Source organism: Alteromonas sp. Cnat3-28 (genome assembly GCF_022348265.1).
Classification (GTDB): Bacteria; Pseudomonadota; Gammaproteobacteria; order Enterobacterales; family Alteromonadaceae; genus Alteromonas; species Alteromonas macleodii.
The window spans coordinates 1-25,876 of the sequence record NZ_JAKREY010000004.1 but is presented as its reverse complement, the minus strand read 5'-3'; the positions used below and the strand labels follow the sequence as shown (position 1 = coordinate 25,876).

Genomic DNA, 25,876 nt, shown 5'->3' with positions numbered 1-25,876 from the left:
TGCAAACGCGAGATGTCCAATCTATCGAACTCTTACCCTTAATGGTAGAGAATTGAAACGGCTTTGTCTCCCAAACATTGTTTGAGATCGTGCAAAAGTTGATCTTCAGGGGTAACGTACCATCTTGCACCACACGCTAAGATTACTTCAGCGTCTGGATGGGTTACCGCTAACTGAACAGGACAACTTCCGCCGTTAAATGCCTGCAGGATAGATTGCATCTGACTCATTTTCTTCGGTTCAAGCAGTTGGGTATCAATATTAAGTGCCAGCGCTCTCGCGTTTTTCTCTCGTGCCTGAACAATATCCATTACATCACGGGCGGTGATTGTATTGCCCCCAGAGAAATCATCAAAGCTGACCTGTCCCTTAATAAGCAATATTCTGTCAGTTTCTAACACACTTTCGAACTGTTCGTACATATCGGGGAAGAAACGTACGTCTATTCTGGCACTCTTATCATCCAGTGTCACTATGGCCCAGCGACGCCCCCGCTTGTTCGTCATCACACGAACGCCAAGTACCAGTCCTACCGCACTGGCCATTTGATCTTTGTTGGTTGGTTTTAAATCAACTAAACGACCGTCGGTGTAGTAACGCAGTTCTTCCGCGTACTGATTGATGGGGTGGCCGGTTAAGTACAAGCCCAGCGTGTCTTTTTCACCTTCTAGCCATACTTTTTCAGGCCACTCAGGGACGTCGGCAAACGCTTGCTTCACGTCTTCTGGCTCGGTAGTCAGTAGGCCAAACATGTCTGACTGACCAAACGACTCGGCTTTTGCGTGCTGTCCAGCGGCGGCAAGGGCTTCGGGTAAACTCGCCATAAGGCTAGCGCGATGCGGACCTAAGTTGTCCATTGCCCCCGCTAATACTAGCTTTTCTAGCACTCGCTTGTTTACCCGTTTAATGTCTATCTTGGCGCAGAAATCAAAAAGATCTTTAAATGCCCCTTGGGTCTCCCGCGCTTCAATAATCGCTTCAATCGGGCCTTCACCTACCCCTTTAATCGCACCGATACCGTAAACAATGCGACCTTCGCTATCAACGGTAAATTTGTATTTACCCGCATTTAAATCTGGCGGCAGTATTTCGATGCCCATGCGCTCACATTCATCGACAAGCGTCACGATTTTATCGGTGTTATCCATATCCGCCGACATTACCGCAGCCATGAATTCCGCAGGATAATGCACTTTCAGCCACAGGGTTTGGTAAGACACCAAGGCATAAGCGGCAGAGTGAGATTTGTTAAAACCGTAACCCGCGAACTTTTCTACCAAGTCGAAGATTTTCATCGCAAGGTCCGGGTCAATATTATTGCCCTTCGCACCCTCGGCGAACGTGCCGCGCTGCTTCGCCATTTCTTCAGGCTTTTTCTTACCCATAGCACGACGAAGCAAGTCAGCGCCGCCCAGTGAGTAGCCCGCCATTTCCTGGGCTATCTGCATTACCTGTTCCTGATACAAGATAATGCCATAGGTAGGCTCTAGAATTTCTTTCAAGCACTCGTGCTGATATTCAGCATCGGGGTAGGAAATTTCTTCACGTCCGTGCTTACGATCAATAAAGTTATCTACCATGCCTGATTGCAGCGGGCCCGGACGGAACAGGGCCACCAGTGCGATAATATCTTCGAAGCAGTCAGGTTTAAGGCGCTTAATTAGCTCTTTCATACCGCGAGATTCCAGCTGGAATACCGCAGTTGTCTCGGCGTTTTGTAGGGTTCTGAAACTCTTAGGATCTTCAAGAGGAATAGCGCTGATATCGACATCAACGTTCTTCCCTTCTTTGATCATATCTATTGCCCACTGAATAATAGTCAGCGTACGAAGACCTAAGAAGTCGAATTTTACCAAGCCCGCCGTTTCAACGTCGTTTTTGTCGAACTGGGTTACGGGGTTTTTACCTTCGTCATCACAATACAAAGGCGAGAAATCTGTGATTGTGGTTGGCGCAATAACAACACCACCGGCGTGCTTACCGGCATTTCGGGTAACCCCTTCAAGTATTCGCGCCATATCGATAAGGTCTTTCACTTCCTCATCGCTTTCATACACTTCTGGTAGCTGTGGCTCTGCTTTAAACGCCTTTTCAAGCGTCATGCCTGGATCTGGTGGAATCAGCTTTGAGATTCTGTCTACAAAGCCGTATGGGTGACCAAGTACGCGGCCTACGTCGCGCACTACCGCTTTTGCCGCCATAGTACCAAATGTAATGATCTGCGATACCGCCTGACGCCCATAAAGCTCAGCAACGTGGTCGATTACTTCGTCTCGTCTATCCATACAGAAGTCGACGTCGAAGTCAGGCATGGATACACGCTCTGGGTTCAAGAAACGTTCGAATAGCAAGTCGAATTCAAGCGGATCTAGGTCAGTAATTTTTAAGGCATAGGCCACCAATGAGCCCGCACCGGACCCCCGCCCAGGCCCTACTGGAATACCGTTATCCTTACTCCACTGAATGAACTCCATTACAATAAGGAAGTAGCCTGGGAAACCCATTTGGTTGATAACTTCAAGCTCAATGCGAAGTCGGTCATCGTACTCTGGACGTTTCGCTTTGCGCACTTCTTCATCTGGGAATAGAAATTCTAGTCGTTCTTCCAACCCCTCTTCAGACACCTTAACCAAGAAGTCTTCGGTGGTCATGCCGCCGGTTGGAAATTGCGGCAAGAAGTACTCGTTTAACCGTACGGTAACGTTACAGCGCTTGGCAATTTCAACCGTATTTTCTATGGCTTCAGGAATGTCGCTAAATAACTCAACCATTTCCTCAGCAGTGCGCAGATATTGCTGGTCACTGTATCGTTTAGGGCGGCGGTTATCATCAAGCGTGTAGCCATCGTGAATACATACACGAATTTCGTGAGCATCAAAGCCTTCACGGTCAATAAAGCACACTTCATTGGTGGCAACCACGGGTAAGCTGCGCTGCTCAGCAAGCTCCACGGCAAGGTGCAAGTAATCTTCCTCACCTTGCCTACCAGTTCTGATAAGCTCTAAATAAAAGCGGTCGGGAAAATGAGTTTGATAAAACTCAAGGGCACTATCGAGAATTTTGGCGTTGTTTTTCATTAAACCCACACCAACATCACCATGCTGTGCACCCGATAACGCAATCACACCTTCACTGTGCTCTGCCAACCATTCTTGATCAATGACTGCTCGGTGTGAGAGGTGCCCGCGAAGATAGGCCTTGGAGATAAGAATAGTAATGTTCTTATATCCCTCATTATTCATCGCAATAAGGGTTAGTCTGAAAGGTTCATCGCCAAAGACTTCATTAGTAACCCAAAAATCAGTGCCGATGATGGGCTTAATACCTAAGTTATGTGCCTCGGAATAAAACTTTACCAAGCCACACATATTCATTTGGTCGGTGATCGCCACGGCAGGCATGCCAAGCGCGGCCACTTTACCTAGAATAGGTTTAACCTTATTCAGGCCGTCCATCATCGAAAAGTCGCTGTGAACACGTAAATGAATAAATGGCGATGACATGATTTTATTTCTCTTCGAGTAGCGCTTTTACAGGTTTAAAACTTTTTCGATAGCAATCTAAGATGCCATATTCAGCGATGGCTTCAAAGTGTGCTTTTGTGGGGTAACCTTTGTGCCCAGCAAAGTTATATTGCGGGTAGGCCTCGTGAAGCGAAATCATATCGTTATCTCGCTCTACTTTGGCAATAATGGAAGCCGCTGAAATTTCTGCGTGCAGGCTATCGCCTTTCACTACCGCTTCAGACTCAAAATTCCACGCAGGAACCCGGTTACCATCTACGCGTACAAAGTCAGGCCTTACTGGCAGGCCTTCCACGGCGCGGATCATAGCGAGCATGGTAGCGTGCAGTATATTAAGCTTATCTATTTCTTCAGGGCTAGCTCTACCTATATTCCAGTAGAGTGCTTTTTCACGAATTTCTTGGGCAAGCGCTACGCGCTTTTTTTCACTCAGTTTTTTAGAGTCGGTTAGCCCTTCAATGGGATTTTCAGGGTCGAGAATGACCGCGGCGGTGACCACATCACCGACTAACGGGCCACGACCTACTTCATCAACGCCGGCAATTAACTTATGCAAACAATTCCTCCACGACAGCTTTTGCTGCTGTTTTATCAGCGTTGCATTTTAGCGTATGGTGGAGGTCGGTGAAACGGGAAATAAGGGCTGAATTATCACTTTCGAAGAAGTTGAGTAGCTGATTGCTCATATTCTCTGCATTTACTTCTTCTTGTAGTAATTCAGGAATAATAGCTTCATTAGCCAATAGATTTGGCAACGTGAAGAAAGGCGCTTTATACAAGCGCTGCATAATTTTATACGTGAGTGGTGCGAGTAAATAAGCGGCCACCATGGGGCGCTTACATAACATGGCCTCTAAGGTAGCCGTGCCTGATGCAAGCAAGATAACATCGCTAGCTATCATCGCATCTCGCGATGTGCCTTGCGTTACCTGAATGGGTAAACGTTCCTCTGCCTTATTGGCTTCCAGCAAGAGTGCCTTTATTTGCGTAAGACGATGTTCGTTAGCAGCAGGGATAAGAAATTGAATGTCGCTGCGTTTAGCATGAATAGCTTCTATGGTCTCCAGAAATACTGGAAGTAGCGTTTCTACTTCGCCTCTGCGTGAGCCTGGAAGTACAGCCAATACGGAAGCATTACCATCTACACCTAATTCTTGGCGCGCCGCATTTTGGTCGGGCTCAATTGCTATAGCGTCAGCCATTGTGTGTCCCACAAAGGTATAGGGAACGTGGTATTTATCGTAAACCTGCTGCTCGAAAGGAAATAAACCCAACACACGATTAGTCGCTTTCGCTATTTTATGGATGCGCTTTTCACGCCACGCCCACACAGTAGGACTCACATAGTGCATGGTTTTGATACCGCGTGCTTTAAGCGCTTTTTCTACTCTTAGATTAAAATCAGGCGCATCAATACCCACAAAAATATCTGGCGGATTTTGCTCGAAGTGAGCAAGAAGCTGCTTTTTAACTTTCAAGATGGCAGGTAGATGGGAGAGAACTTCAACAAGCCCCATAACCGACAAGGTTTCCATATCGAACAGACTATGAAAACCCGCGTTTATCATATTTGGACCGCCAATACCTTCGATAACCGCATCAGGGTATTGGCGTTTTAACTCTGCAACCATTCCGGCGGCAAGCACGTCACCAGAGGGCTCTCCGGCAACCATGCCGATACGGATAGGCGTAGACATAATTAGCGAATAATGCCTCGCTCAGAGTCTTGTAAGAACTTCACCATAAGGGCCACACCAGGGAACTCCTGTGCGGGTTCGGCAAGTTTTTCAATGGCTTCGTCTACGGTATTGCCTTCACGGTATATTGCTTTGTAAGCGCGTTTAATGGCCATAACTTCTTCTTTGCTGAAGCCACGACGCTTAAGCCCTTCAGAATTAATACCCTGAGGAATGTTTTTCTGGCCGCTGACCATAACAAAGGGAGGCACGTCGCGCAGAATAATGCCGCCAGCCCCCAAAAACGAATGAGCTCCAATCTTACAGAACTGGTGAATACCTGCGGCACCGCCAACAATGACGTGGTCGTCCATGTGAACATGGCCAGCAATCGCAACACTGTTTGCAATAATAATGTCGTTGCCAAGAACACAATCATGGGCAACATGAGAGTTGGCCATAAATAAACAGCGAGAACCGATTATGGTAATGCTGTTGTCTTGAATAGTGCCTCGGTGAACGGTTACCCCTTCCCTAAACTCGTTATCGTCACCGATGACAAGTTCAGTAGGCTCGCCCGCATACTTCTTATCTTGGCAGTCTTCACCAATTGAAGAAAACTGATAAAATTTATTGTTTTTACCGATACGCGTTGGGCCGCGTACCACCACATGTGATTTCAGAATACAGCCATCGCCTATGGTGACGTTGTCGTCTACCACACAAAATGGGCCAATGGTGACATTTTCACCAATCGTTGCACTTTCTGAAATTACCGCAGTTGGATGGATCACGTTAAGCTATCTCTCTCATCGCACACATAAACTCTGCAACACAAGCGATATCGCCATCAACGCTTGCAGTGCCTTTAAATTTCCAAATCCCTCTGCGCTCTTTAACTAGAGCAACATCAAACTCAAGCCTGTCACCTGGAACAACAGGACGCTTAAAGCGTGCGTTATCAATCCCTGCATACAAGTATAACTTATCATTGTTACCCATTGTCTTAAATCCTAAAACACCGGCAGCTTGTGCCATAGCTTCAAGAATTAATACCCCTGGGAAAATTGGCTGTTCAGGGAAGTGCCCCATGAAACACGGCTCATTGATAGTGATATTCTTATAAGCCTTTACAGACTCACCCAGAACATAGTCTGTTACACGATCAACAAGTAGGAATGGATACCGATGAGGTAACAGTTCCAATATTTCCTGAATTTCGATGGTATTAAGTGAATTGGCCAAAAACTTTCTCCTGTATACAAGCATGACCTACAACTATTTTATACCAATACAGATGATTGATTGGCATTCTGGTCAAACTCGCCGTAAAAACTAAAAACGGCGGCAACCATACGCTGTTAAGCGCAAAAAACAAATCAGACCAACACCTTTGGGGAGTTGGTCTGATAAATTTTACAACTGACTAGTGCAGTTATTAGTTAGTTTTGCTTACTTGCTGAAGAACTTGCTCAGATAAGTCGTGCTCTTCTTTTGCAAACGCAACCGCACCAGCGTTAAGCACTAGGTCATAACCTTGCTTTGCTGCAACAGAGTCAATAGCTTGCTTAATTAGGCCAAGAAGCTTGTTGCGCTCTTCGTTGCTGCGACGTTGAATGTTTTGCTGCAAAGGTTGACCTTTTTTAGCTAGCTCTTCACGTACTGACAAGATTTTTTGTTCTAGTTCTTTCTTCTCTGCATCGCTCATTGTCGCTGCGTCGCGCTGAAGACGTTCTGCGTAGAACTGACCATCACGCTGCAGTTGATTCACTTCTTCAAGCTGATCTTTAAATTCAGCCTGAATAGCGTTTTGAATTTCAGCCGCTTGAGGCATCGCTTGGAAAATACCTTGCACATCGACAACTGCAACTTTCTGCTCAGCCATTACAGATGTACTAACTAAAGCGCTACCCAACATTGCTCCTGCAACGATATGTTTAACCAACTGTTTCAAAGGGAACTCCTTTTGTGAATCTTATTATAGAGCGCGCCTAAAAACGCGCTCGCTTTAATGTCTTAGAAAGTTTGACCAATGTTGAAAGTGAAGAATCTCGCATCGTCACCATCACGTTGCTGTATCGCTTTCGAGAAGCTGAATACCATCGGTCCCATTGGTGATACCCATTGGACCGATATACCTGCCGAGCTACGATACAGGCTCCAATCAGAATAGTCCAATAGCTCACCGCGTTGTGTAGATGCTATGTCAAACTGACGGTAATAGTCATAGTCGAACTCAGTATCCCACACGTTACCCACATCCACAAACAAACTTGTACGAACTGAGTTATCCATTTCTTCTTCAACAAATGGCGTAGGAACAATAAGCTCGATACCGCCAAGTGCCATCGCGTTACCACCTAGGCTTCGCGTCGACCAAGACAGCTGCGCATCAGCTGGATCGCCCGGGAACACTTCGCCATCAGGTCCAACTATAGTGCCCGTATTGCCTAGGAATACACCGCGAGGACCTACCGTGTTATTCTCGAATCCTCGTAGTGAGTCAGAACCACCTGCCGTAAAGTTCTCTGTAAACGGTAATATTTGCTCATTGCCGTTAATATCACCGTAACCATTCCCGTAGCCAAGACGTACGCGCGCTAGGAAAGACCAGCGCTGGTTACGAGATAATGGGAAGTACCACTTACCGTCAAATACTGTCTTGAAGTAGTTAACGTCTGAGTTAGGCGTGGTAATACTGAATGACGCACGCTGAGACGAACCAGCAGTAGGGAACAGACCACGGTTAAGCGTACTTCTGCTCCAGCTTACGCTTGCCAAGAAGCTATCATATTTAATAGCCGCATCAGGATCTTCACCGTTAGTAAACTGATTATAGAACTGCTCAGTTTGCTCGTAGTAACCACGGTTGAATAGCTCTACGTTGCTGTAGGTCAAACCGAAGTTAATACGGTTGAATTCGTTGATTGGATAACCAATGTTCGCACCAATAGACCAGCGCTTAGAGTTGTACTGAATAACGTTAAAGTCAGAACCGTCGAACTCACTATAGCCCAAGCTTCCACCCAAACTAATACCGTCAATGGTAAAATAAGGGTCGTTGTACGTGATTTGCGCACTGCGCTGATATGAAACCGTGCTTAGGTTAAGACCCACACGTTTACCTGTACCCAAGAAGTTATCTTGCTGGATACCCGCCTGTAGGCTTAGCTTCGTTCTGTCACCATAGCCGATACCAGCATTAAACGAGCCCGATGGCTGTTCTTTTACGTTAAAATTAACGTCTACTTTATCTTCTGAACCCGGGATACGTACCGTTTCAAATTCAACCTCTTCCATATAAGTAAGTCGAGAAAGCTGGTTCTTTGAAGACTCAAGTAAGTTATTCGACAGCCACGTACCTTCCATCTGGCTGACATTTTGACGCAGAACACTATCGGCTGTTACTACGTTGCCGTTAAATTTAATGCGGTTGACGTAGATACGTTTGCCTGGGTCAACGGACAGCGTGAGCTTAACCGTTTTGTCTTCGTCATTAATTTCAGGAACCGTAGTTACTGTTGGGTAAGCGTACCCAAAGCGACCAAGATACTTACTGATAAATTCTTCTGTATACGTTACTTCTGCTTGGTTATACAATTCACCCGTAGTAAGCGGAAGCACGCGTTCAATATACTCTTCGTGCCCGAGTACATCGCCTACCAGCTCAACTTCAGAGATAGTGTATTGCTCACCTTCTGTTACGTTCATGGCGATGTAGATACCTGACTTTTCAGGTGTCATTGAAACTTGTGTAGAGTCAACGTTAAAGCGAAGGTAACCACGGTTTAAGTAATGGTTACGCAGCGTTTCCATATCCCCTTGCAGCGTTTGCTGCTGGTAGCGAGTTTCCGACAGGAAATCCCACCAAGGCGTATCGTATTGCAGCTCGAAAGCCTCCATCAGCTCTTCGTCTGAGAAGATTTCGTTACCTACAATATTGATTTGTTCAATTTCAGCCGCGTCGCCCTCTTCGAAAAGTAATTTCAAGTCAACACGGTTACGCGGTAGCGGCGTTATAATAGCCGTCACGTCAGCATTATATTTACCTATGCTGTAAAAGAAGTCTTTCAGGCCATTCTCGATAGAGGTTAGTACGGTCTTATCGAGCGGCTCACCAATACGAACGCCGTTTCCGTCTAAGCTTTCCTGAAGTTGCTCATCTTTAATATCATCGTTGCCTTCAAAGATGATATTACTAATGGTAGGACGCTCAGCGACACGCACGACAAGCGTATTGCCATCACGGAGAATTTCAACATTTTCAAAGTGAGTTGAAGAGTACAACGAGCGAATAAGCTGCGTTACCCTGAATGTATTAAGCTCGTCGCCAACTTGAACGGGCAAGTAGGTTAAGGCTGCACCAAGTGCAACGCGTTGCAAACCTTCTACGCGAATGTCTTCAACGACAAATTCACTGTCTTGCGCCGCAGCATTGGCAAAGCTAGCACTGGAAAGAATGGCTCCGGCTGCTACTAACTGTTTTAACTTCATCTATTTTTCTTTTCCTGGCCGCGTTTTGTATTAGCTGTTTTGTACTTCCTGATTTGTATCAGGTTATGCGAGCGATATCGTTAAAAATTGCGATACCCATGATCATAAACAGAAGCACGCCACCTATTCTGTAACCCCATTCCTGAACCGCTTCAGGCACAGGTTTGCCTGTGATCCACTCCACGATAAAAAACATGAGGTGACCACCGTCAAGCATGGGCAAGGGTAATAAATTTATTATGCCTAAATTTACGCTTATTAAGGCAAGAAAACTCAAAAAGTACGCAAGTCCATACCCAGCACTTGTTCCCGCACCTTGAGCAATTGAGATAGGACCACTCAAATTCTTCACTGACACGTCGCCCGTGATGAGCTTACCTATCATTTCGACACTGAGTGTCATAAGACGCCATGTTTTATCTAGCGCCTTCCCAATAGCCTCTATAATGCCATATTGATGCGTAAACACATACCCTTCTGGCCAAGGCTCAAATGTTGGGCTTACACCGAGATATCCACTTTGCCCTTGTGGTGTATCGCGGCGCGCTATCGTGGCATCTAACGTCAGTTGTTGTCCATCCCTTTGTATATCAAGCGAGATATTCTCGCCGGGACTTTCAACAATAACGTCAACTAATCGCTCCCACGATGACAACTTAGCGCCATTTAATGCAAGAAGCTCATCACCGGGTTTTAGACCCGCTTGCTGAGCCGCGCTTCCTTCACCTACAAACCCAACTGTTAACGTTGCATCTGGACGATAAGGGGTTAACCCTAAGCTGCTTAAAGGAGACTCGCTATCTGGGTCAAAGTTCCAAGAACCCAGTGTAAAAGTCAGTTCTTTTTCAACATTTGACGAATTTTTAACCGTAATATTGGCTTTTTCGGCGCCAATGTTTGAGACTATTTCCAGGTTTACCGCTTCCCAATCAGGCGTATTCCTGTCGCCAACTTTAATAATTTCATCACCAGGTTGCACACCAGCGATAGCTGCGATGCTTTCTGGCTCAACCTGTTTAACTACTGGCTTAACCGTTTCCAGCCCCACCAGATACATCAACCACAGTGCGAAAAACGCAAAAATAAAGTTAACGCCAGGGCCAGCAGCAATAACCGCCATGCGCTGCAAAACGGGTTTATTGTTAAACGCTTTGTCTTCTAACTCAGGCGGTACGTCATCAATGCGTCCATCGAGCATGCGCACGTATCCACCTAATGGGATCATAGCGATGACATATTCTGTGCCTGATTTACTTGTTTTACGCCATATAGGCTTTCCAAAACCAATTGAGAAGCGCTCTACCTGTACACCGCATTTACGAGCCACATAAAAGTGTCCCCATTCATGTACGGCAACCAAAATACCTAGGGCTACAATGAATGCACCAAGGCTCCATAAAAATGCTAGCACTGGAATTTACCTCGAATAATCTCGTTAGCCTTTGTTCTTGCAAGGCTGTCTTGCTCTAGTATTTGTTGAATAGAACTTACCGATACGTGTGGCATAGCATTTAACGTGGCGTCATTAACTTTGGCAATATCGCAAAACTGGATCTTACCTTCTAAAAAGGCCTCGACTGCCACTTCGTTTGACGCGTTCACTCGTGTTGTTGCACACTGCCCTTCCTTACACGCATCAATAGCCAGCTTTAAATTTGGGTAACGCTCAAAGCATGGTGTTTGAAAACTGAAATTTGAGATATCTGAAAAGTCGAGTGGCGTCACGCCCGCTTCGATTCGCTCTGGATGCGCCAAACCATAGGCAATTGGGGTACGCATGTCAGGGTTGCCCATTTGTGCGATGACCGAACCGTCAACATATTGCACCATAGAATGAATAATACTCTGCGGGTGAATCACCACATCAATATCATCAACCCCAGCGCCAAATAGCCAACAGGCTTCAATAAATTCCAGCCCCTTGTTCATCATGGTCGCCGAATCGATTGTAATTTTTCTGCCCATCGACCAGTTAGGGTGTGTACTGGCTTCATCGATTGTAATTGACGAAAAGCTATCTAGCGGCCTTTCCCTAAACGGACCACCTGAGCCCGTTAATAAAATTTTACGAATGCCGGATGCGGCAAAGTTACCGTATTCATAATCGTGCGGTAGGCACTGGAATATGGCGTTGTGTTCGCTGTCAATAGGAAGAATTTCAGCGCCGCTTTGGTTCGCAGCCTCGATAAATAAAGCGCCAGACATGACTAAGGCTTCTTTATTCGCAAGCAAAACCCGTTTGCCCGCCTTTACCGCCGCCAGTGTAGGCAAAAGGCCGGCTGCACCAACAATTGCAGCCATTACAGCATCAACTTCAGGCGCACTTGATACTTCTTCCAGTGCCTTGGCTCCGGAGAGAATTTCTGCATCCACACCGTACTGGGATGCTAACTCACAGGCTAGTTTGTAGTTAGCGTCATCAGCAATTACCACATAGCGCGGCGCGCATTTCTGGGCCTGCTCCATAAGCAATTCAAGCTGTGAGTTGCCAGTAATAGCAAATACGCGATATTTGTCTGGGTGGCGGTTTATTACGTCGAGTGTATTACAACCAATGGAGCCTGTGGCCCCTAACACTGTTACTGTTTGCATTACGCCATCCAGGTTACATAGCAGAACGCAAAAACAGGGAATGCCGCGGTTAAGCTGTCGATTCTATCGAGTACACCACCGTGCCCAGGGAGAATTTTGCCGCTATCTTTAATGCCCGCACAACGCTTAAGCATGCTTTCGTTTAAATCGCCAAGGGCGGAAACAGCCACCGTAATACCGCCGATAGCAAGGTGAAGCCAAATACGCGAAGGCTCTACCTGATAGTGAAGGGCCGCAAAAGCGATAATAGCGAATGAAGCTGCAATACCGCCTAACAAGCCTTCTAAACTTTTACCTGGCGATACGTTAGGGCGTAGCTTATGGCGTCCGAATTTTACGCCAACAAAGAATGCACCTATATCTGCAGCCCAAACAATCCCCAGCACATAGAAGATGAGTGAAGCACCGTAGAAAGGATCAACATCGTGCAAGCTCGTACGAAGCGCAACAACCGCTACCCATGTGGGTATAAGCGTAAGTGCCCCAAATAGGGTTCTAACGCTGCGACTGTCTTTCCAGAACTTGGAATATTTGGGATAGGCTAGCACCATAAATAAAGACGCTATCCACCATAATACGGCAACCGTTAATATGGCACGGTATAAACCATGTAATTGGCCTTGATACCAAATCGTGCTGGCATCAACAATAAGAGACAAGGCTATACATATGGCAAAGGCACCTGCCATATAAATGAGCTTTTTAGGACGTTCACATACGCCCGACATATTCGCCCATTCATAAGCGCCGATGCCGACAACACCGGCAATGGCTATTTCAAACCAAAAAATAGGAAGAAAAAGAATAGCGTAAAGCGCCAGTGGCGCGAGAATTAATGCAGTTATTATTCGTTGTTTTAGCATAATTTGCCCTTGGCTATCGTTACCAGGGCAAGCCTGATAATTGCCTGTATGGTGTTAACCATCGGCTGTGACTACCTGTTCACCGGTTAAACCGAAACGACGTTGGCGAACGTTAAAATCGTCTACGGCCAATTGAAACACGTCTTCGTTGAAGTCGGGCCATAGTACGTCGGTAAAGTACAACTCTGCATAGGCACATTGCCACAGCAAGAAGTTGCTAATACGGTGTTCGCCACCTGTGCGAATAAGAAGGTCTAACTCAGGAAGGTTAGCTGTTGAAATGTGCGCATTCAGTGCGTCTTCACAGATGCTTTCCACATCAAGCTCGCCGCTTTTCACTTGCGTAGCAAGTTGCTTAGCCGCGTTTACAATGTCCCATCTACCACCGTAATTTGCGGCGATATTTAAGACCAAATCTTTGTTATCTTTGGTCATGTCTTCAGCTTTACGAATTTTTTCGACCAGCTTGGCATCAAACGCCTCAACATCACCAATAACCTGTAGACGTACACCGTTCTTGTGTAGTCTTTTTGCTTCGCTATTGAGGACAAGATTGAACAGCTCCATTAAGACACTGACTTCTTCCTCAGGACGTTTCCAGTTCTCACTTGAAAACGCGAATAGCGTAAGTGATTCAATACCGTTTTGACGTGCAAAGCGCACAACAGAACGAACAGACTCTACCCCGGCTTTATGACCAAAGGTACGAATTTTCCCTTTCTTTTGCGCCCATCGACCATTGCCATCCATAATGATTGCAACGTGCTTCGGGCCAGCAGATTCTGCTGGCACCTCTGCTTTTGTCGATTTGGCTGCGCTTAAACGCTTTCCAATCATAATACTTACTTATACTTCCATTAGTTCTTTTTCTTTGTCAGCAAGCATGCTGTCAACTTTCTTAATGAAATCGTTAGTAATAGATTGAATGTTCTCTTCAGCAGCGCGGCTCTCATCTTCACTGATTTCTTTTTCTTTAAGAAGATCTTTGATGTCACCGTTCGCGTCACGACGGATGTTACGGATAGCGACACGACCACCTTCCGCTTCATTGCGAACAACGCGGATAAGGTCTTTACGACGCTCTTCAGTAAGAGGAGGAAGTGGAATACGAATTGAACCACCTGCACTCATTGGGTTTAAACCCAAATCAGACTGCATAATCGCTTTCTCTACTGCTTGAATAGCGCTTTTATCAAATACAGTTAACGCTAGCGTACGGCTGTCTTCTGCAACTACGTTAGCCACTTGCTTTAGCGGCGTGTCTACGCCGTAATAAGGTACCATGATGCCATCTAGAAGGCTTGGATGCGCACGACCTGTGCGGATTTTGCTGAATTGGCCCTTAAGAGAAACTAGGCTTTTTTCCATGCGCTCTTGCGCATCTAATTCAATTTCATCAATCACGATTTGTATCCTATTGTTCTTAATTAATCGTTGTCAGCGTGGCGAATAACAGTACCTTCTTTTTCGCCCATCACAACACGCTTCAGGCAACCTGGCTTATTCATGTTGAATACGCGAATTGGCAAGCTGTGATCGCGCGCCAAAGTAAACGCTGACAAGTCCATCACTTTAAGTTCTTTTTCTAGTACTTCTTGATAAGTCAGTTCTTCGTAAAGCGTTGCTTCTGGGTTTTTCACCGGATCATCACTATAAACACCATCAACTTTTGTCGCTTTCAATACCGCATCGGCTTCAATTTCGATACCGCGTAAACAAGCCGCTGAGTCTGTGGTAAAGAAAGGGTTGCCTGTACCGGCAGAGAAGATAACAACACGGCCTGACTTAAGAAGGCTAATGGCTTCTGCCCAGTTGTAGGCATCGCAAACACCGTTTAGCGGTATTGCTGACATCATTCGCGCATTTACAAATGCACGATGAAGCGCATCGCGCATGGCTAAGCCATTCATTACGGTAGCCAGCATTCCCATGTGATCGCCAACAACGCGGTTCATTCCCGCTTTTGCTAAGCCTTCGCCACGGAACAAGTTACCACCACCGATAACAAGACCAACTTGAACACCAAGTTCAACCAGCTCTTTAATTTCTTGCGCCATTCTATCTAGCACTTTAGGGTCTATGCCAAAGCCTTCCGCCCCCATTAGGGCTTCACCACTAAGCTTTAACAAAATGCGTCGGTATGCTGATTTTGGTGTGATACTCATAGTTTGAATTGTCCTCGTAAACCCGTTTTGTCCTATGTCTTTCAACAAGCCACTGATGTAAAAAACATAGGACAAAGCGCTTTCGTTTGTCAGGCAGGCGCGTACTTAATCTCGCCTAGCTTCACACTTACGCATTGCAATGGCAACACTAAAGACGTTCAGCTATAAAAAAGCACCTCCTAAGAGGTGCTTTGTAGTTTATCTAACTATTGCTTAATGCAAAAGATAAACACTCAATTATTTCTTAGCAGCAGCCATTTGAGCAGCTACTTCAGCAGCGAAGTCTTCAGTCTTCTTCTCGATACCTTCACCAACTTCGAAACGTACGAAGTTGATTACGTCTGCGCTGTTGTTCTTAAGAAGCTCAGCAACAGAGATTGAAGGATCTTTAACGAAAGGCTGACCAGTCAAGCTCACTTCGCCAGTGAACTTCTTCATGCGGCCTGCAACCATTTTCTCAGCGATATCAGCTGGCTTACCAGACTGGATAGCGATTTCGATTTGGATTTCTTTCTCTTTCTCAACAACTTCTGCTGGAACGTTTTCAGGCTTAACGAACTGCGGGCTTGCAGCTGCAACGTGCATTGCAACGTCTTTCGCTAGCTCTTCGTCACCGCCAGTAAGGATAGAGATAACACCAATACGGCCGCCGTGTACATACGCGCCTAGTGTATCGCCTTCAACGTTGATAACGCGACGAGGAGAGATGTTTTCGCCGATTTTAGCAACAAGTGCATCACGCGCTTCGCTAACTTTAACGCCGTTCATGTCTGCGTCGTTAAGCGCTTCGATGTCGTTGATGTTGTTAGCAGCTGCTACTTCTAGAAGCTCGTTACCAAATTTAAGGAAACCTTCGTCACGTGCTACGAAGTCAGTTTCACAGTTTAGTTCAAGCATAGTCGCGCGACCCGCTTCAACCTTAGTAAGGATTACACCTTCAGCTGCGATACGGCCTGCTTTTTTAGCCGCTTTCGCTTGGCCTGATTTACGCATGTTTTCAATGGCTAACTCAATGTCACCATCCGTTTCAACCAGGGCTTTTTTACAATCCAGCATACCTGCGCCAGTACGTTCGCGCAGTTCTTTAACTAGTGCTGCAGTCACTGCCATTTTTCAATTCCTCAGCATTAAATATAAATTCGTTAGGTAAAAGGGGCGATGTCGCCCCTCTCAATACGTTTCGTATTGTAGTACTGCCATATTATTAAGATATGACAGTAAGCAATCAGAATTACTCTGCTGCTTCTACGAAGTCGTCTTGCTCAGCTTGTACTTCAAGGTTGCTTTCGCGACCTGAGTTGATAGCGTTTGCAGCAGCATCCAAATAAAGTTGGATAGCGCGGATAGCATCGTCGTTACCAGGGATGATGTAATCAACACCGTCTGGGTTAGAGTTAGTATCAACAACACCAACAACAGGAATACCTAGGTTACGAGCTTCTGTTACAGCAATGTGCTCGTGATCTGCGTCGATAACAAAGATCGCGTCTGGAAGACCGCCCATGTCTTTGATACCGCCAAGGCTGTTTTCAAGCTTGTCCATTTCGCGCTGAAGCATAAGTGCTTCTTTCTTAGTTAGCTTCTCAAACGTACCGTCTTGGCTTTGCTGCTCAAGATCTTTAAGACGCTTGATTGACTGACGTACTGTTTTCCAGTTAGTCAGCATACCACCTAACCAACGCTTGTTTACGTAGTACTGGTCGCACTTAAGAGCAGCATCTTTAACTGCTTCGCCAGCTGCGCGCTTAGTACCAACGAAAAGGATTTTACCTTTCTTAGACGCAACACCTGAAAGGTAGTTAAGTGCGTTGTTGAAAAGTGGAACCGTTTTTTCAAGGTTGATGATATGAACTTTGTTACGAGCGCCGAAGATGAAAGGCTTCATCTTTGGGTTCCAGTAACGAGTTTGGTGACCGAAATGCACACCTGCTTTCAGCATGTCACGCATAGAAACATTAGCCATTTTATTTTCCTCTTGGGGTTAGGCCTCCATATACCCCTTGTATCGATTCAGACCAACCTAAATTGAACTGAACACCCCGATACGAAGTGTCGGTATATGTGTGTTTTAGTAAAATAAATTTACCCTCTAAAACGGTGCCAAGTGCACGTGGCAAAATGAGCTTTCCGTCAGGGCGCGCGCTTTATACCACAATACCACCCAAGCCTCAAGTTTTGAGGGTAAAAAGCGACAATTTGAAGTATTTAGGTTAAAGAAAGTATAGAACCTTTGATAAGGTCGCTTTACACCTCTGACTTTATCAAATAAAAACCAGCAATATCATCACCTTACTAAGAATGACCTGAATAGTGTTATAATGCGTAAGTAATCAAAATTCTTCATCAAACTAGTTTCAAACGATTTGAGAGGCGCTGTGACAGCTATTATCAAAACCCCAGAAGAAATCGAAAAAATGCGCGTAGCCGGTAAATTGGCAGCCGAAGTGCTTACTATGATAGGGCCTTATGTAAAGAAAGGCGTTACCACTGATGAGCTAAATACTATTTGCCACGACTACATTGTAAATGAGCAAAAAGCGGTACCTGCGCCTTTAAACTACGGCCACCCGCCTTTTCCAAAGTCTATCTGTACGTCGGTAAACCACTGTATTTGCCACGGTATTCCTTCTGACAAGAAACTGAAAGACGGCGACATCATTAATATCGACGTGACAGTTATTAAAGATGGCTATCATGGCGATACGTCAAAAATGTTTGTGGTGGGTAAGCCTTCTATTCTTGCAGAACGCCTAATTCGCGTTACCCAAGAATGCTTGTACAAAGCTATTGAGCAAGTGAAACCGGGCATGCGTCTTGGCGATATCGGTCATATTTGTCAAACCCATGCTGAAGCGCATAACTATTCAATAGTTCGTGAATACTGCGGCCACGGTATTGGCGCTAGTTTCCACGAAGAACCACAAATTGTTCACTACGGTAAGCCAGGGACGGGTGATGTGTTAGAGCCAGGCATGTGCTTTACCATCGAACCTATGGTAAACGCAGGCAAGCGCTACTCAAAAGTGCTACCAGACCAATGGACTGTGGTAACTAAAGACAGAAGTTTAAGCGCCCAATGGGAGCACACCCTATTGGTCACTGAAACCGGCGTTGAGATTCTTACGCTTCGCGAAGAAGAAACCTTGGAACGCACCATTTCTCACGGATAAATCGACTTCGACAATATTGATAACGTTTCGAATAATCGCGTTAAAAATATGATTTCAGAAGATTGAGTCTATCGAATTATGCAAAGCAGCCGTTGAATTCGCGGCTGCTTTTTTATTGGCTCGTTAGCTCAAATTCCAACTATCAAAGTTCGGCATCGTGTTCGCACTCCCCTCATATTTACTGCGCTACACACCTATAACAAAAAACCATAAATATTCACAATTCAACCTAACTTATGCATTAATTTGCTACTGCGAACTACTAGCAATTCATGCTATTGTTCTTAGCGTCTAAAAAGAAGTCTATTTCAAAGGTGTATTTTGACGCTGCAATCACTGATAAAGAATATCGACACAATTAGCTCTGTTGATGAAATCCCCGCCATTAAATCGTGCGTGGAAGCCAGTTATGCCTGGATAACGGAGTCCTTCGACGCTACGCCGGTTAATCAACTCGTTACCGGTCGTGCACAGTTCGTCGATGCGTTGCTTTGTCACCTTTGGCAACTTTATGGTTTAGATACCGTCGACGAATTATCGCTTTGCGCCGTTGGTGGTTACGGCCGTGGTCATCTGCAACCTCATTCAGACATCGATTTACTCATAGTTAGTAAAAAGAAACTTAAGCCCGATGTACAAGAAAAAATTGGCATGTTCATCACCCTTTTATGGGATATCAAATTAGATGTTGGGCAGTCAGTTCGCACTATCAAAGAAACGGTTAAGCTAGCAAAAGACGATATTACGATTGCGACCAATTTAGTGGAAAGCCGATTACTTTGCGGCAGTGAAGCCACCTTTGATAAATTGTGGGATGAAGTTAACGGTCGAAACTCATGGTCGAGCAAAGCGTTTTTCTCAGCCAAGTATGACGAGCAAAAAAAACGCCACGCCAAATTCAACGGTACCGCTTATAACCTTGAACCTAACATCAAAGAAAACCCAGGGTGTTTGCGAGATATTCAGTCTATTGGCTGGGTCGCGAAAAAGCATTTTAAAGAATACGACGGCTGGAACTTAGTTGGCCACGGCTACTTTACCGAGCAAGAGCACAGTGAGTTAATTGCTTGTCGCATGCACCTTTGGAAAATGCGCTGTGCACTGCATCTGATTGCAGGCAGAAGCGAAAACCGACTGCTGTTTGATTACCAACCTGACGTCGCAAAAATGATGGGATATGGTGAAGAAGGCAAATCATCTGTCGAGAAAATGATGCGGGACTTTTTCCGTACCGTGGCGCGGGTGTCTGAGCTAAACCAAATGCTGCTTCAGCGCTTCAAGTACGACATGCTGAACCAAAGCGTTCAGAAAAGCGTGATCATAAACGAAGATTTCGAACTGCTCGATAACATGATATCGCCACGACACGAAACCGTGTTCTCCTCTCCCGAAGCAATCTTGGACTTTCTGCATTTGGTGGCTAACACGCCAGAAGTACAAGGCCTCAGTACGATTTGCATACGTCAGCTGCGCAACGCTCACCGCGCTTTTGAAGCAGAATACTATGTTGAGCGCCCGCTGTGCCGCGAAAAATTCATGCGCTTAATGAAACAGCCTGAGTTCTTTGATTTTGCATGGGACATCATGCATCAATACGGCATTTTACAAGCTTACCTTCCTGAATGGGATGCCATTGTTGGTATGATGCAGTTCGACCTGTTTCACGCCTACACGGTGGACGAACACACTCACCGATTAGTGAAGCATGTTAACTACTTTTTCTCAAAGGCAAATAAAGACTTCCCACGCTGCGGCAGAATTTGCAGAAACCTTGATAAACCAGAAGTGCTTTACATCGCTGCTATTTTCCACGATATCGCCAAAGGTAGAAATGGCGATCATTCCACATTAGGCGCCCAAGATGTAGCAAAGTTCTGTCAGCAACACGATGTTCCCAGCGACGATGCTGAAATGATTGCATGGCTTGTAGAAAACCACCTACTGATGTCAGTGGTAGCCCAACGCCGCGATATTTATGACCCTGACGTTATAAGCGAGTTTGCTGGCGCGGTAAGAAGCCACAATCACCTTAATTTGCTTTATACGCTCACCCTTGCCGATATTCGTGCCACCAATGACAATCTTTGGAACGACTGGAAAGCATCTTTACTTCGCGAATTATATTTAATGACGCAAAAGGCATTGGATAATGGACTACAGTGTCAAGTAACATTGAACGAGCGAGTAACTACTCACAAACACCAAGCAAGGCAAATTTTGCAAGAGCGCGCTATTGAGCCTGTTGCTATTGATGCATTGTGGGCCCGCCTGGACGACGATTACTTTGTTCGCTTTAAGCCTACTCAAATCGCGTGGCATACTGACGAAATTATTAAAGCTCAGAATGAATGGCTTACACCAGAGCACGATGGCCTGTTAGTAAAAGCAAATGACAACAGTGCGAAAGGTGGCACTGAGGTGTTTGTTTACGGCAAAGATAGAAAAGCATTGTTTGCGCAAGTCGCGTCAGTGCTGGACAGTCGCAACTGTTCAATTCACGACGCCCACGTTACCGTGACCAGAGATGGCTATGTGTTCGATAGCATGCTTATTCTTGAAAATGACGGCAGTCGTATAAGCTCAGAGTCTCGCATTGCGTCCATTGAAAATGCTATTTCTGCCCAACTTGAAAAGCCGGGGCGTTCGCACGAAAATAAGCGTAAATTGCCTCGGCAAATGAAACAACTTGACGTGCCTACTAAGGTACGCTTTTTCAATATCAACGATGAAGCCACGCTTATTGAGTTAGAAGCCCTAGACGCTCCGGGCATTTTAGCTAAAATTGGTCACGCATTCGTTGATACTAATATGACGCTTAAGCTTGCGAAAATTGCCACCATTGGCGAGCGAGCCGAAGATATTTTTATCGTCAGCAATGAGGCTGGCAAAGCATTAACCCAAGAACAACAGGTGAACCTTAAAAAGCGTATCCTGTTCAAACTCGACCAACTTGAAGATATCACAATACCATGAATGAATTGAAAGCCATCATTGAAGACGCCTTCGAAAATCGCGATAGCATTAGCCCTTCATCTGCACCTGATGAAGTAAGAGATGCAGTAGCACAAGCTATTGACCTTTTAAACACAGGTAAAGCGCGCGTTGCAGAAAAAATTGCTGGCGAATGGGTAGTACATCAATGGCTTAAAAAAGCTGTTCTACTTTTCTTCCGTCTTCACAACAACGATGTGATTGAAGGCGCCGAAAGTAAATTTTATGACAAAGTACCGCTTAAGTATACAAACTATACTGCTGAACAGTTTGCGGCTGACGGCGCGCGTATTGTTCCACCAGCAGCGGTACGTACGGGTACATTCGTAGGTAAGAACGCGGTTGTTATGCCTTCTTACGTAAACATTGGTGCGTTTGTTGATGAAGGTACTATGGTTGATACATGGGCGACAGTAGGCTCGTGCGCGCAAATTGGTAAGAATGTTCACCTTTCAGGTGGCGTGGGTATTGGCGGCGTATTAGAACCACTTCAGGCTAACCCCACCATTATTGAAGATAACTGCTTTATCGGCGCGCGTTCTGAAATCGTAGAAGGCGTGATTGTTGAAGAAGGTTCTGTTATCTCAATGGGCGTTTACATCGGTCAGAGCACTCGTATTTATGACCGCGAAACCGGTGAAGTTCACTATGGCCGTGTACCAGCAGGTTCAGTAGTAGTGGCGGGCAACCTGCCAAGCGCAGATGGTAAATACAGCCTTTACGCCGCTATCATCGTGAAGAAAGTAGATGCGAAGACCCGCGCGAAAGTAGGTATCAACGCGCTACTTCGCGGCGTAGAATAAGCAGTACTTCTGGCTTGTCGCTAACGGCTCGGGTTAATTTCAATTAGCCGAGCCACATGCTGAAAGACTCACAAATTAAAAGAGGCGCTTATACGCCTCTTTCTTTTCGTAATCAGGACACTCCTAAGACTTAAGCCAACAGCTTATCTTTAATGGTGTTAACCCACTCTACTACGTCTTTTTCGGGCTCTAGGGTTTCAATCGCGTCAACTTCTAACATATCGGCAACTGCGTTACCTTGTAGCTCGGTCAGTAACGCATGAAACTGTTTACCCGCACCACAGAAACTATCGCCATAGCTGCTATCGCCTAGCGCTGCTACCGCGAATGGCTTGCCGGTTAGCATTGGCGATTCGTCTTTCAGATCTGAAAACACAAACTCAAGGTTTGGTGGTATATCGCCCTGCCCTGTTGTAGAGGTAATGATCAAAAGTGCGTCAGCATCAGTAAAATCTGCAACCGACGGGTCGCTTTCTAGTGAGCAATCCACGCCCTGTTCAGCTAAGTTCTCTTCCACCTGCTCAGCTACGTGTTGCGCATTGCCGTAAACCGTACCCGCAATAATTTTCAATGTTGCCATTTTTACCTCTTAAACCAATGATCGTCGCCTTTGTCGACAGGCGGAAATTCTTACTATTTTATCAACCTAAACGCAAAACGGCGCTAATTTTTCGAGCCATAGTCGCATTTCACTGTGCATCTGTGAATTAATCGTTACCCACTTTCCAGTGATAGGATGAGAAAAGCCCATTTGAGTACAACTTAAGGCCAAATTGTTAAAATTAAAGTGCTGCTTGGCGAATTTGTTTTGTTTGCCGTCCCCGTGGGTCGTGTCGCCGATAATGGGGTGACGAATATGAACCATGTGCCGACGAAGCTGATGTTTACGACCGGTACTAGGAGAAAGCTTAACTAGCGAATATCGTGCACTTTGGTATTTGCCCACAGGCTCAGGCACTTCGAATTTTGCCACTGACTGATACATAGTTGATGCAGGTTGTGGCGGCTGCTGCGGGCGCTTATGCTTGTCTGCAATTTTGTCGTAGCGGTATTTTAGGGCGTAATCGATATATCCGGTATGGTGCACAAAACCGCGAACGATAGCGTGATACGTTTTTATTACCTGCTTGTCCATCATCTGCTGCCCAAGCTTTGCAGCAATTTCTGAGCTAAAGCTAAACACCAGCACACCTGACGTGGGTCGGTCTAATCGGTGAGCTGGGTATACGTGCTGGCCTATTTGATCTCTGAGTGTCTGCACCGCAAACACAGTTTCGTGTCTATCGATCGGGCTTCTATGTACTAATAGGCCTGGCGGCTTCTCAATCGCAATGATGTGTTCATCTTGGTACAACACAGGTAAATGAAGAGCGTTAACACGACCGTCCTCACCAGCGCTTGCCTTTCCTATTATTTGCTCATCTGAATGCACAGTTAATTGGCCTTTTAAATCGTTCTTCATAGTGCGTTGTATTTGCTCACCCAATGTCTCCATTGGCAATGTTATCAATAACTTGAAGCTGAGACAGGGTGCGCTGATTCGCCGATGATAGGTATATTTGCGCTGCAGGCGTAATTTGCATAGGCGGAAGAGGCTGTTCCTGCGTCAACAAGACGCGCATTTTGGGAATAAAAATAAAAGCCAACCAACTCTCAAACGCTAAACAATCGACCGCAAAAGGAACCGCACTTTCCATAGCATTTTTTAGGTCTTGTTCCGCAGGCTCTTCATTTGGCCAAATACCATCTTGATACATGTCTGTTTCTAATTGTATCAATGCTTTAGTTAATGCTATGTGATGAGTGCTATTCGTTTTAATCACATCCTCTCCGCAATTCAAAAACGCTTTACTTTCGAAGCGCGCAGTATAGCAGGGGCTAAAGGTCAACATAAGTCTGCGTGTCTTATCGTTGAATTTCTTCTGCTGTGATACCATTACTCGTATTTGTTGGCGGTCACTCATAGAAGTCCCCATAGATAGATTTGCCCACTGACAAATTTTGATTAAAGCAGTATTTTGGAACGAGTTATGAGCGCTAACAGTATTAATTCTATCAGCGAGTTTTTGTTACATGCAGGCACTGAATACCAGGTTTTTGATTTAGGTCGTCGCCTTGAACCCACAGATAGTCAGACTTTTCTAGAAATAGAAAACGGCAGTGCTTACGCGCCTTACCCTCGTCAGCAGCACGCGTGGTTCGGCATCGTCTTTTGGAATAAAAATGCTTCTACGCAACACTATATTTGGTTTGTGAAACTGCCGCTTGATGAGCAAGGTTTAGTGGTTGCCGCTGCAAGAAATCATTTTCTAGAGATTATTGTTGATGCACTAGGTCAGTCTGTTGCTGAAGATACTGAAAACGCACAAACACTGCCTGACAATCCTTATTCGTTTGTTCCCAATCAATCGCAGCTTGCTCAATTTAACGCACTAGTTAAACGCACCCTAAGCCAACCTTTAAGTGAAGAGGCGCAAAAAGTTGAGGCCTACGTTCAAGCCCCGCAACTTGTTGATTGGCAGCAAATATCCATGCAGAGCGTGGCCGACTTTGTACATAGCCTAAGCCATCACCCCAAACAAGATGTATTAGCGCAGGCAATTAAAACCAACACCTCACTTTACTCGGACGTTTTCCTTAACACATTGATGGAAATGAGTGAAAGCGTTTCTCTGCCTGAAAATTTATTAGCGGCGTATTTGGATGAGATAGATAAAAGTGACGACATCAATTTAGCGGCGTTAAGAGGCACGTCAGAGGGTACCTTTAACCCGACCATTAACAACAAACTACTCGAACTATTAAAAAGCGAAAAGTCGCAGAGACTTGATATTTTAAGCGTTATTGCAGCACGTCATTTCGAGCAAATGGAACCACTACTGCTTAGTGCCTTTTTAGAGCAGGCGGCAAACGTTGATGAAAAAGAGGGTCATAAGGGCGCCTTATTCGCAGGCTTCTTTTCAGATTTAGTTCAAATCCCGAAGTTACGCAGACAAGTGCTAACACTTCTGCATTCCAAAGCCAACCCTCAGATTCTCAGTAATGCATTTCAACAATTGTTTGCACAAGCGAGAAAGTAAATGACGTTACTTGAGTTAGTGGTGTGGATGGTTATTGGGTTTACTGGCTATCAGTTTTGGCGCATTCGAGCCATTTCTGAGCAAACAAACACTTACCTAAAGCAATACTGCGATAAACACGGTTTACAATTGCTGAGTGTGGCAAGAGCTAAAACACGATTTTCATTCAAATATGGAAAGCCTGACTGGCACAGTGTATTCAACTTTGAGTTTTCGAGTAATGGTGAGGATCGATATACTGGGGAAGTTGAATTGATAGGTGTAAGGGTTATGCGAACAGAGGTGCCGCCGCATAGAGTTTAAGCTTCTATGTCAAAAAGCGTGAGCGGTTCTTAATTCACCATTCAGGTCAGGTTTTACATAACAAATGCATACGGATTGGTAATAAACATGACCCGTCCTAAGATAGGTTGACAGTTTTTAGGCCAGCTCCAGTAGCTGGCCTTTTTGTTTGTGCACCTGATTAGGAGTTTTCATATCCAAACTAAGGTGCGGCCTCATTTCGTTGTAAATCTTAA

At 45.4% G+C, this 25,876-nt stretch carries 23 protein-coding genes; 5 read left to right on the top strand and 18 right to left on the bottom strand.

From position 1 onward, the window contains the following. Positions 1-38: 38 nt before the first annotated feature. The 15 genes from dnaE to rpsB all read right to left on the bottom strand — a co-directional run bounded on the left by dnaE (position 39) and on the right by rpsB (position 17,277). Positions 39-3,503 carry a DNA polymerase III subunit alpha gene (gene dnaE, locus MHM87_RS05515; RefSeq protein ID WP_239258002.1) on the bottom strand — a complete coding sequence of 1,155 codons (3,465 nt, stop codon included), beginning with the start codon at positions 3,501-3,503 and terminating at the stop codon, positions 39-41. 4 nt (positions 3,504-3,507) lie between these two features. Then, entirely contained in the window at positions 3,508-4,080 is a 573-nt protein-coding gene (gene rnhB, locus MHM87_RS05510) for a ribonuclease HII (RefSeq protein WP_014948565.1), read from the bottom strand. Beyond that, the gene (lpxB, locus tag MHM87_RS05505; RefSeq protein WP_156077997.1) at positions 4,073-5,221 is read right to left on the bottom strand and encodes a lipid-A-disaccharide synthase; all 1,149 of its coding nucleotides are present in this window, start codon (positions 5,219-5,221) and stop codon (positions 4,073-4,075) included. The genes rnhB and lpxB overlap by 8 nt, the downstream gene beginning before the upstream one ends. 2 nt (positions 5,222-5,223) lie before the next feature. After that, the gene (lpxA, locus tag MHM87_RS05500; protein ID WP_014948563.1) at positions 5,224-5,994 is read right to left on the bottom strand and encodes an acyl-ACP--UDP-N-acetylglucosamine O-acyltransferase; all 771 of its coding nucleotides are present in this window, start codon (positions 5,992-5,994) and stop codon (positions 5,224-5,226) included. 1 nt (position 5,995) lies between these two features. Beyond that, positions 5,996-6,445, bottom strand: a complete 450-nt coding sequence (fabZ, locus tag MHM87_RS05495) for a 3-hydroxyacyl-ACP dehydratase FabZ (protein WP_014948562.1) — start codon at positions 6,443-6,445, stop codon at positions 5,996-5,998. Between the two features lie 193 nt (positions 6,446-6,638). Then, positions 6,639-7,154: an OmpH family outer membrane protein gene (locus MHM87_RS05490; RefSeq protein WP_014948561.1), complete on the bottom strand. Its 516-nt coding sequence runs from the start codon at positions 7,152-7,154 to the stop codon at positions 6,639-6,641. 62 nt (positions 7,155-7,216) lie between these two features. Beyond that, positions 7,217-9,694, bottom strand: a complete 2,478-nt coding sequence (gene bamA, locus MHM87_RS05485) for an outer membrane protein assembly factor BamA (protein ID WP_014975852.1) — start codon at positions 9,692-9,694, stop codon at positions 7,217-7,219. 58 nt (positions 9,695-9,752) lie between these two features. Continuing rightward, positions 9,753-11,105 carry a sigma E protease regulator RseP gene (gene rseP, locus MHM87_RS05480; protein ID WP_239258001.1) on the bottom strand — a complete coding sequence of 451 codons (1,353 nt, stop codon included), beginning with the start codon at positions 11,103-11,105 and terminating at the stop codon, positions 9,753-9,755. Continuing rightward, positions 11,099-12,286, bottom strand: coding sequence for a 1-deoxy-D-xylulose-5-phosphate reductoisomerase (gene ispC, locus MHM87_RS05475; protein ID WP_239258000.1), 1,188 nt, complete (start codon positions 12,284-12,286; stop codon positions 11,099-11,101). The genes rseP and ispC overlap by 7 nt, the downstream gene beginning before the upstream one ends. Continuing rightward, entirely contained in the window at positions 12,286-13,149 is an 864-nt protein-coding gene (locus MHM87_RS05470) for a phosphatidate cytidylyltransferase (RefSeq protein WP_014948557.1), read from the bottom strand. Before MHM87_RS05470 ends, ispC begins: the two co-directional genes overlap by 1 nt. 54 nt (positions 13,150-13,203) lie before the next feature. After that, positions 13,204-13,986 (bottom strand): polyprenyl diphosphate synthase, encoded by a 783-nt coding sequence (gene uppS, locus MHM87_RS05465; RefSeq protein ID WP_014948556.1) that lies wholly within the window; start codon positions 13,984-13,986, stop codon positions 13,204-13,206. A 9-nt stretch (positions 13,987-13,995) separates the two neighbouring features. Next, positions 13,996-14,553, bottom strand: coding sequence for a ribosome recycling factor (gene frr / locus MHM87_RS05460; RefSeq protein ID WP_014948555.1), 558 nt, complete (start codon positions 14,551-14,553; stop codon positions 13,996-13,998). 23 nt (positions 14,554-14,576) lie between these two features. Continuing rightward, a complete protein-coding gene (gene pyrH / locus MHM87_RS05455) occupies positions 14,577-15,314 on the bottom strand; it encodes a UMP kinase (RefSeq protein WP_014948554.1) in 738 nt (245 codons plus the stop codon). A 237-nt stretch (positions 15,315-15,551) separates the two neighbouring features. Beyond that, positions 15,552-16,424, bottom strand: a complete 873-nt coding sequence (tsf, locus tag MHM87_RS05450) for a translation elongation factor Ts (RefSeq protein ID WP_014975850.1) — start codon at positions 16,422-16,424, stop codon at positions 15,552-15,554. A 121-nt stretch (positions 16,425-16,545) separates the two neighbouring features. Then, on the bottom strand, positions 16,546-17,277 hold the full coding sequence (gene rpsB / locus MHM87_RS05445) for a 30S ribosomal protein S2 (RefSeq protein WP_014948552.1): 732 nt from the start codon (positions 17,275-17,277) through the stop codon (positions 16,546-16,548). A 412-nt stretch (positions 17,278-17,689) separates the two neighbouring features. Between rpsB and map the strand changes: the two genes are divergently transcribed. The 3 genes from map (at position 17,690) to dapD (ending at position 22,278) form a co-directional block, all read left to right on the top strand. Then, on the top strand, positions 17,690-18,484 hold the full coding sequence (map, locus tag MHM87_RS05440; RefSeq protein WP_239257999.1) for a type I methionyl aminopeptidase: 795 nt from the start codon (positions 17,690-17,692) through the stop codon (positions 18,482-18,484). A gap of 321 nt (positions 18,485-18,805) precedes the next feature. Next, on the top strand, positions 18,806-21,457 hold the full coding sequence (gene glnD, locus MHM87_RS05435; RefSeq protein WP_049585981.1) for a [protein-PII] uridylyltransferase: 2,652 nt from the start codon (positions 18,806-18,808) through the stop codon (positions 21,455-21,457). After that, positions 21,454-22,278, top strand: a complete 825-nt coding sequence (gene dapD, locus MHM87_RS05430) for a 2,3,4,5-tetrahydropyridine-2,6-dicarboxylate N-succinyltransferase (RefSeq protein ID WP_014948549.1) — start codon at positions 21,454-21,456, stop codon at positions 22,276-22,278. The genes glnD and dapD overlap by 4 nt, the downstream gene beginning before the upstream one ends. 130 nt (positions 22,279-22,408) lie before the next feature. Here dapD and MHM87_RS05425 read toward each other — a convergent pair whose 3' ends face one another. The 3 genes from MHM87_RS05425 to MHM87_RS05415 form a co-directional block, all read right to left on the bottom strand. Further along, entirely contained in the window at positions 22,409-22,858 is a 450-nt protein-coding gene (locus tag MHM87_RS05425) for a flavodoxin domain-containing protein (protein ID WP_014975847.1), read from the bottom strand. 66 nt (positions 22,859-22,924) lie between these two features. Further along, positions 22,925-23,764 (bottom strand): tRNA pseudouridine(65) synthase TruC, encoded by an 840-nt coding sequence (truC, locus tag MHM87_RS05420; protein ID WP_239257998.1) that lies wholly within the window; start codon positions 23,762-23,764, stop codon positions 22,925-22,927. Further along, on the bottom strand, positions 23,757-24,242 hold the full coding sequence (locus MHM87_RS05415; RefSeq protein ID WP_239257997.1) for a YqcC family protein: 486 nt from the start codon (positions 24,240-24,242) through the stop codon (positions 23,757-23,759). The genes truC and MHM87_RS05415 overlap by 8 nt, the downstream gene beginning before the upstream one ends. 66 nt (positions 24,243-24,308) lie before the next feature. Here MHM87_RS05415 and MHM87_RS05410 point away from each other — a divergent pair, with 66 nt between their 5' ends. Then, positions 24,309-25,358 carry a DUF3549 family protein gene (locus MHM87_RS05410; RefSeq protein WP_239257995.1) on the top strand — a complete coding sequence of 350 codons (1,050 nt, stop codon included), beginning with the start codon at positions 24,309-24,311 and terminating at the stop codon, positions 25,356-25,358. Then, positions 25,359-25,661: a DUF3301 domain-containing protein gene (locus MHM87_RS05405; protein ID WP_049585979.1), complete on the top strand. Its 303-nt coding sequence runs from the start codon at positions 25,359-25,361 to the stop codon at positions 25,659-25,661. Positions 25,662-25,876 lie beyond the last annotated feature (215 nt).

Coding starts and splice junctions, on each gene's coding strand:
- dnaE (WP_239258002.1), bottom strand. CDS start 3,503: ATGTCATCGCCATTTATTCATTTACGTGTTCACAGCGACTTTTCGATG.
- lpxB (WP_156077997.1), bottom strand. CDS start 5,221: ATGTCTACGCCTATCCGTATCGGCATGGTTGCCGGAGAGCCCTCTGGT.
- bamA (WP_014975852.1), bottom strand. CDS start 9,694: ATGAAGTTAAAACAGTTAGTAGCAGCCGGAGCCATTCTTTCCAGTGCT.
- ispC (WP_239258000.1), bottom strand. CDS start 12,286: ATGCAAACAGTAACAGTGTTAGGGGCCACAGGCTCCATTGGTTGTAAT.
- MHM87_RS05470 (WP_014948557.1), bottom strand. CDS start 13,149: ATGCTAAAACAACGAATAATAACTGCATTAATTCTCGCGCCACTGGCG.
- uppS (WP_014948556.1), bottom strand. CDS start 13,986: ATGATTGGAAAGCGTTTAAGCGCAGCCAAATCGACAAAAGCAGAGGTG.
- pyrH (WP_014948554.1), bottom strand. CDS start 15,314: ATGAGTATCACACCAAAATCAGCATACCGACGCATTTTGTTAAAGCTT.
- tsf (WP_014975850.1), bottom strand. CDS start 16,424: ATGGCAGTGACTGCAGCACTAGTTAAAGAACTGCGCGAACGTACTGGC.
- rpsB (WP_014948552.1), bottom strand. CDS start 17,277: ATGGCTAATGTTTCTATGCGTGACATGCTGAAAGCAGGTGTGCATTTC.
- dapD (WP_014948549.1), top strand. CDS start 21,454: ATGAATGAATTGAAAGCCATCATTGAAGACGCCTTCGAAAATCGCGAT.
- MHM87_RS05425 (WP_014975847.1), bottom strand. CDS start 22,858: ATGGCAACATTGAAAATTATTGCGGGTACGGTTTACGGCAATGCGCAA.
- MHM87_RS05415 (WP_239257997.1), bottom strand. CDS start 24,242: ATGAGTGACCGCCAACAAATACGAGTAATGGTATCACAGCAGAAGAAA.
- MHM87_RS05410 (WP_239257995.1), top strand. CDS start 24,309: ATGAGCGCTAACAGTATTAATTCTATCAGCGAGTTTTTGTTACATGCA.
- MHM87_RS05405 (WP_049585979.1), top strand. CDS start 25,359: ATGACGTTACTTGAGTTAGTGGTGTGGATGGTTATTGGGTTTACTGGC.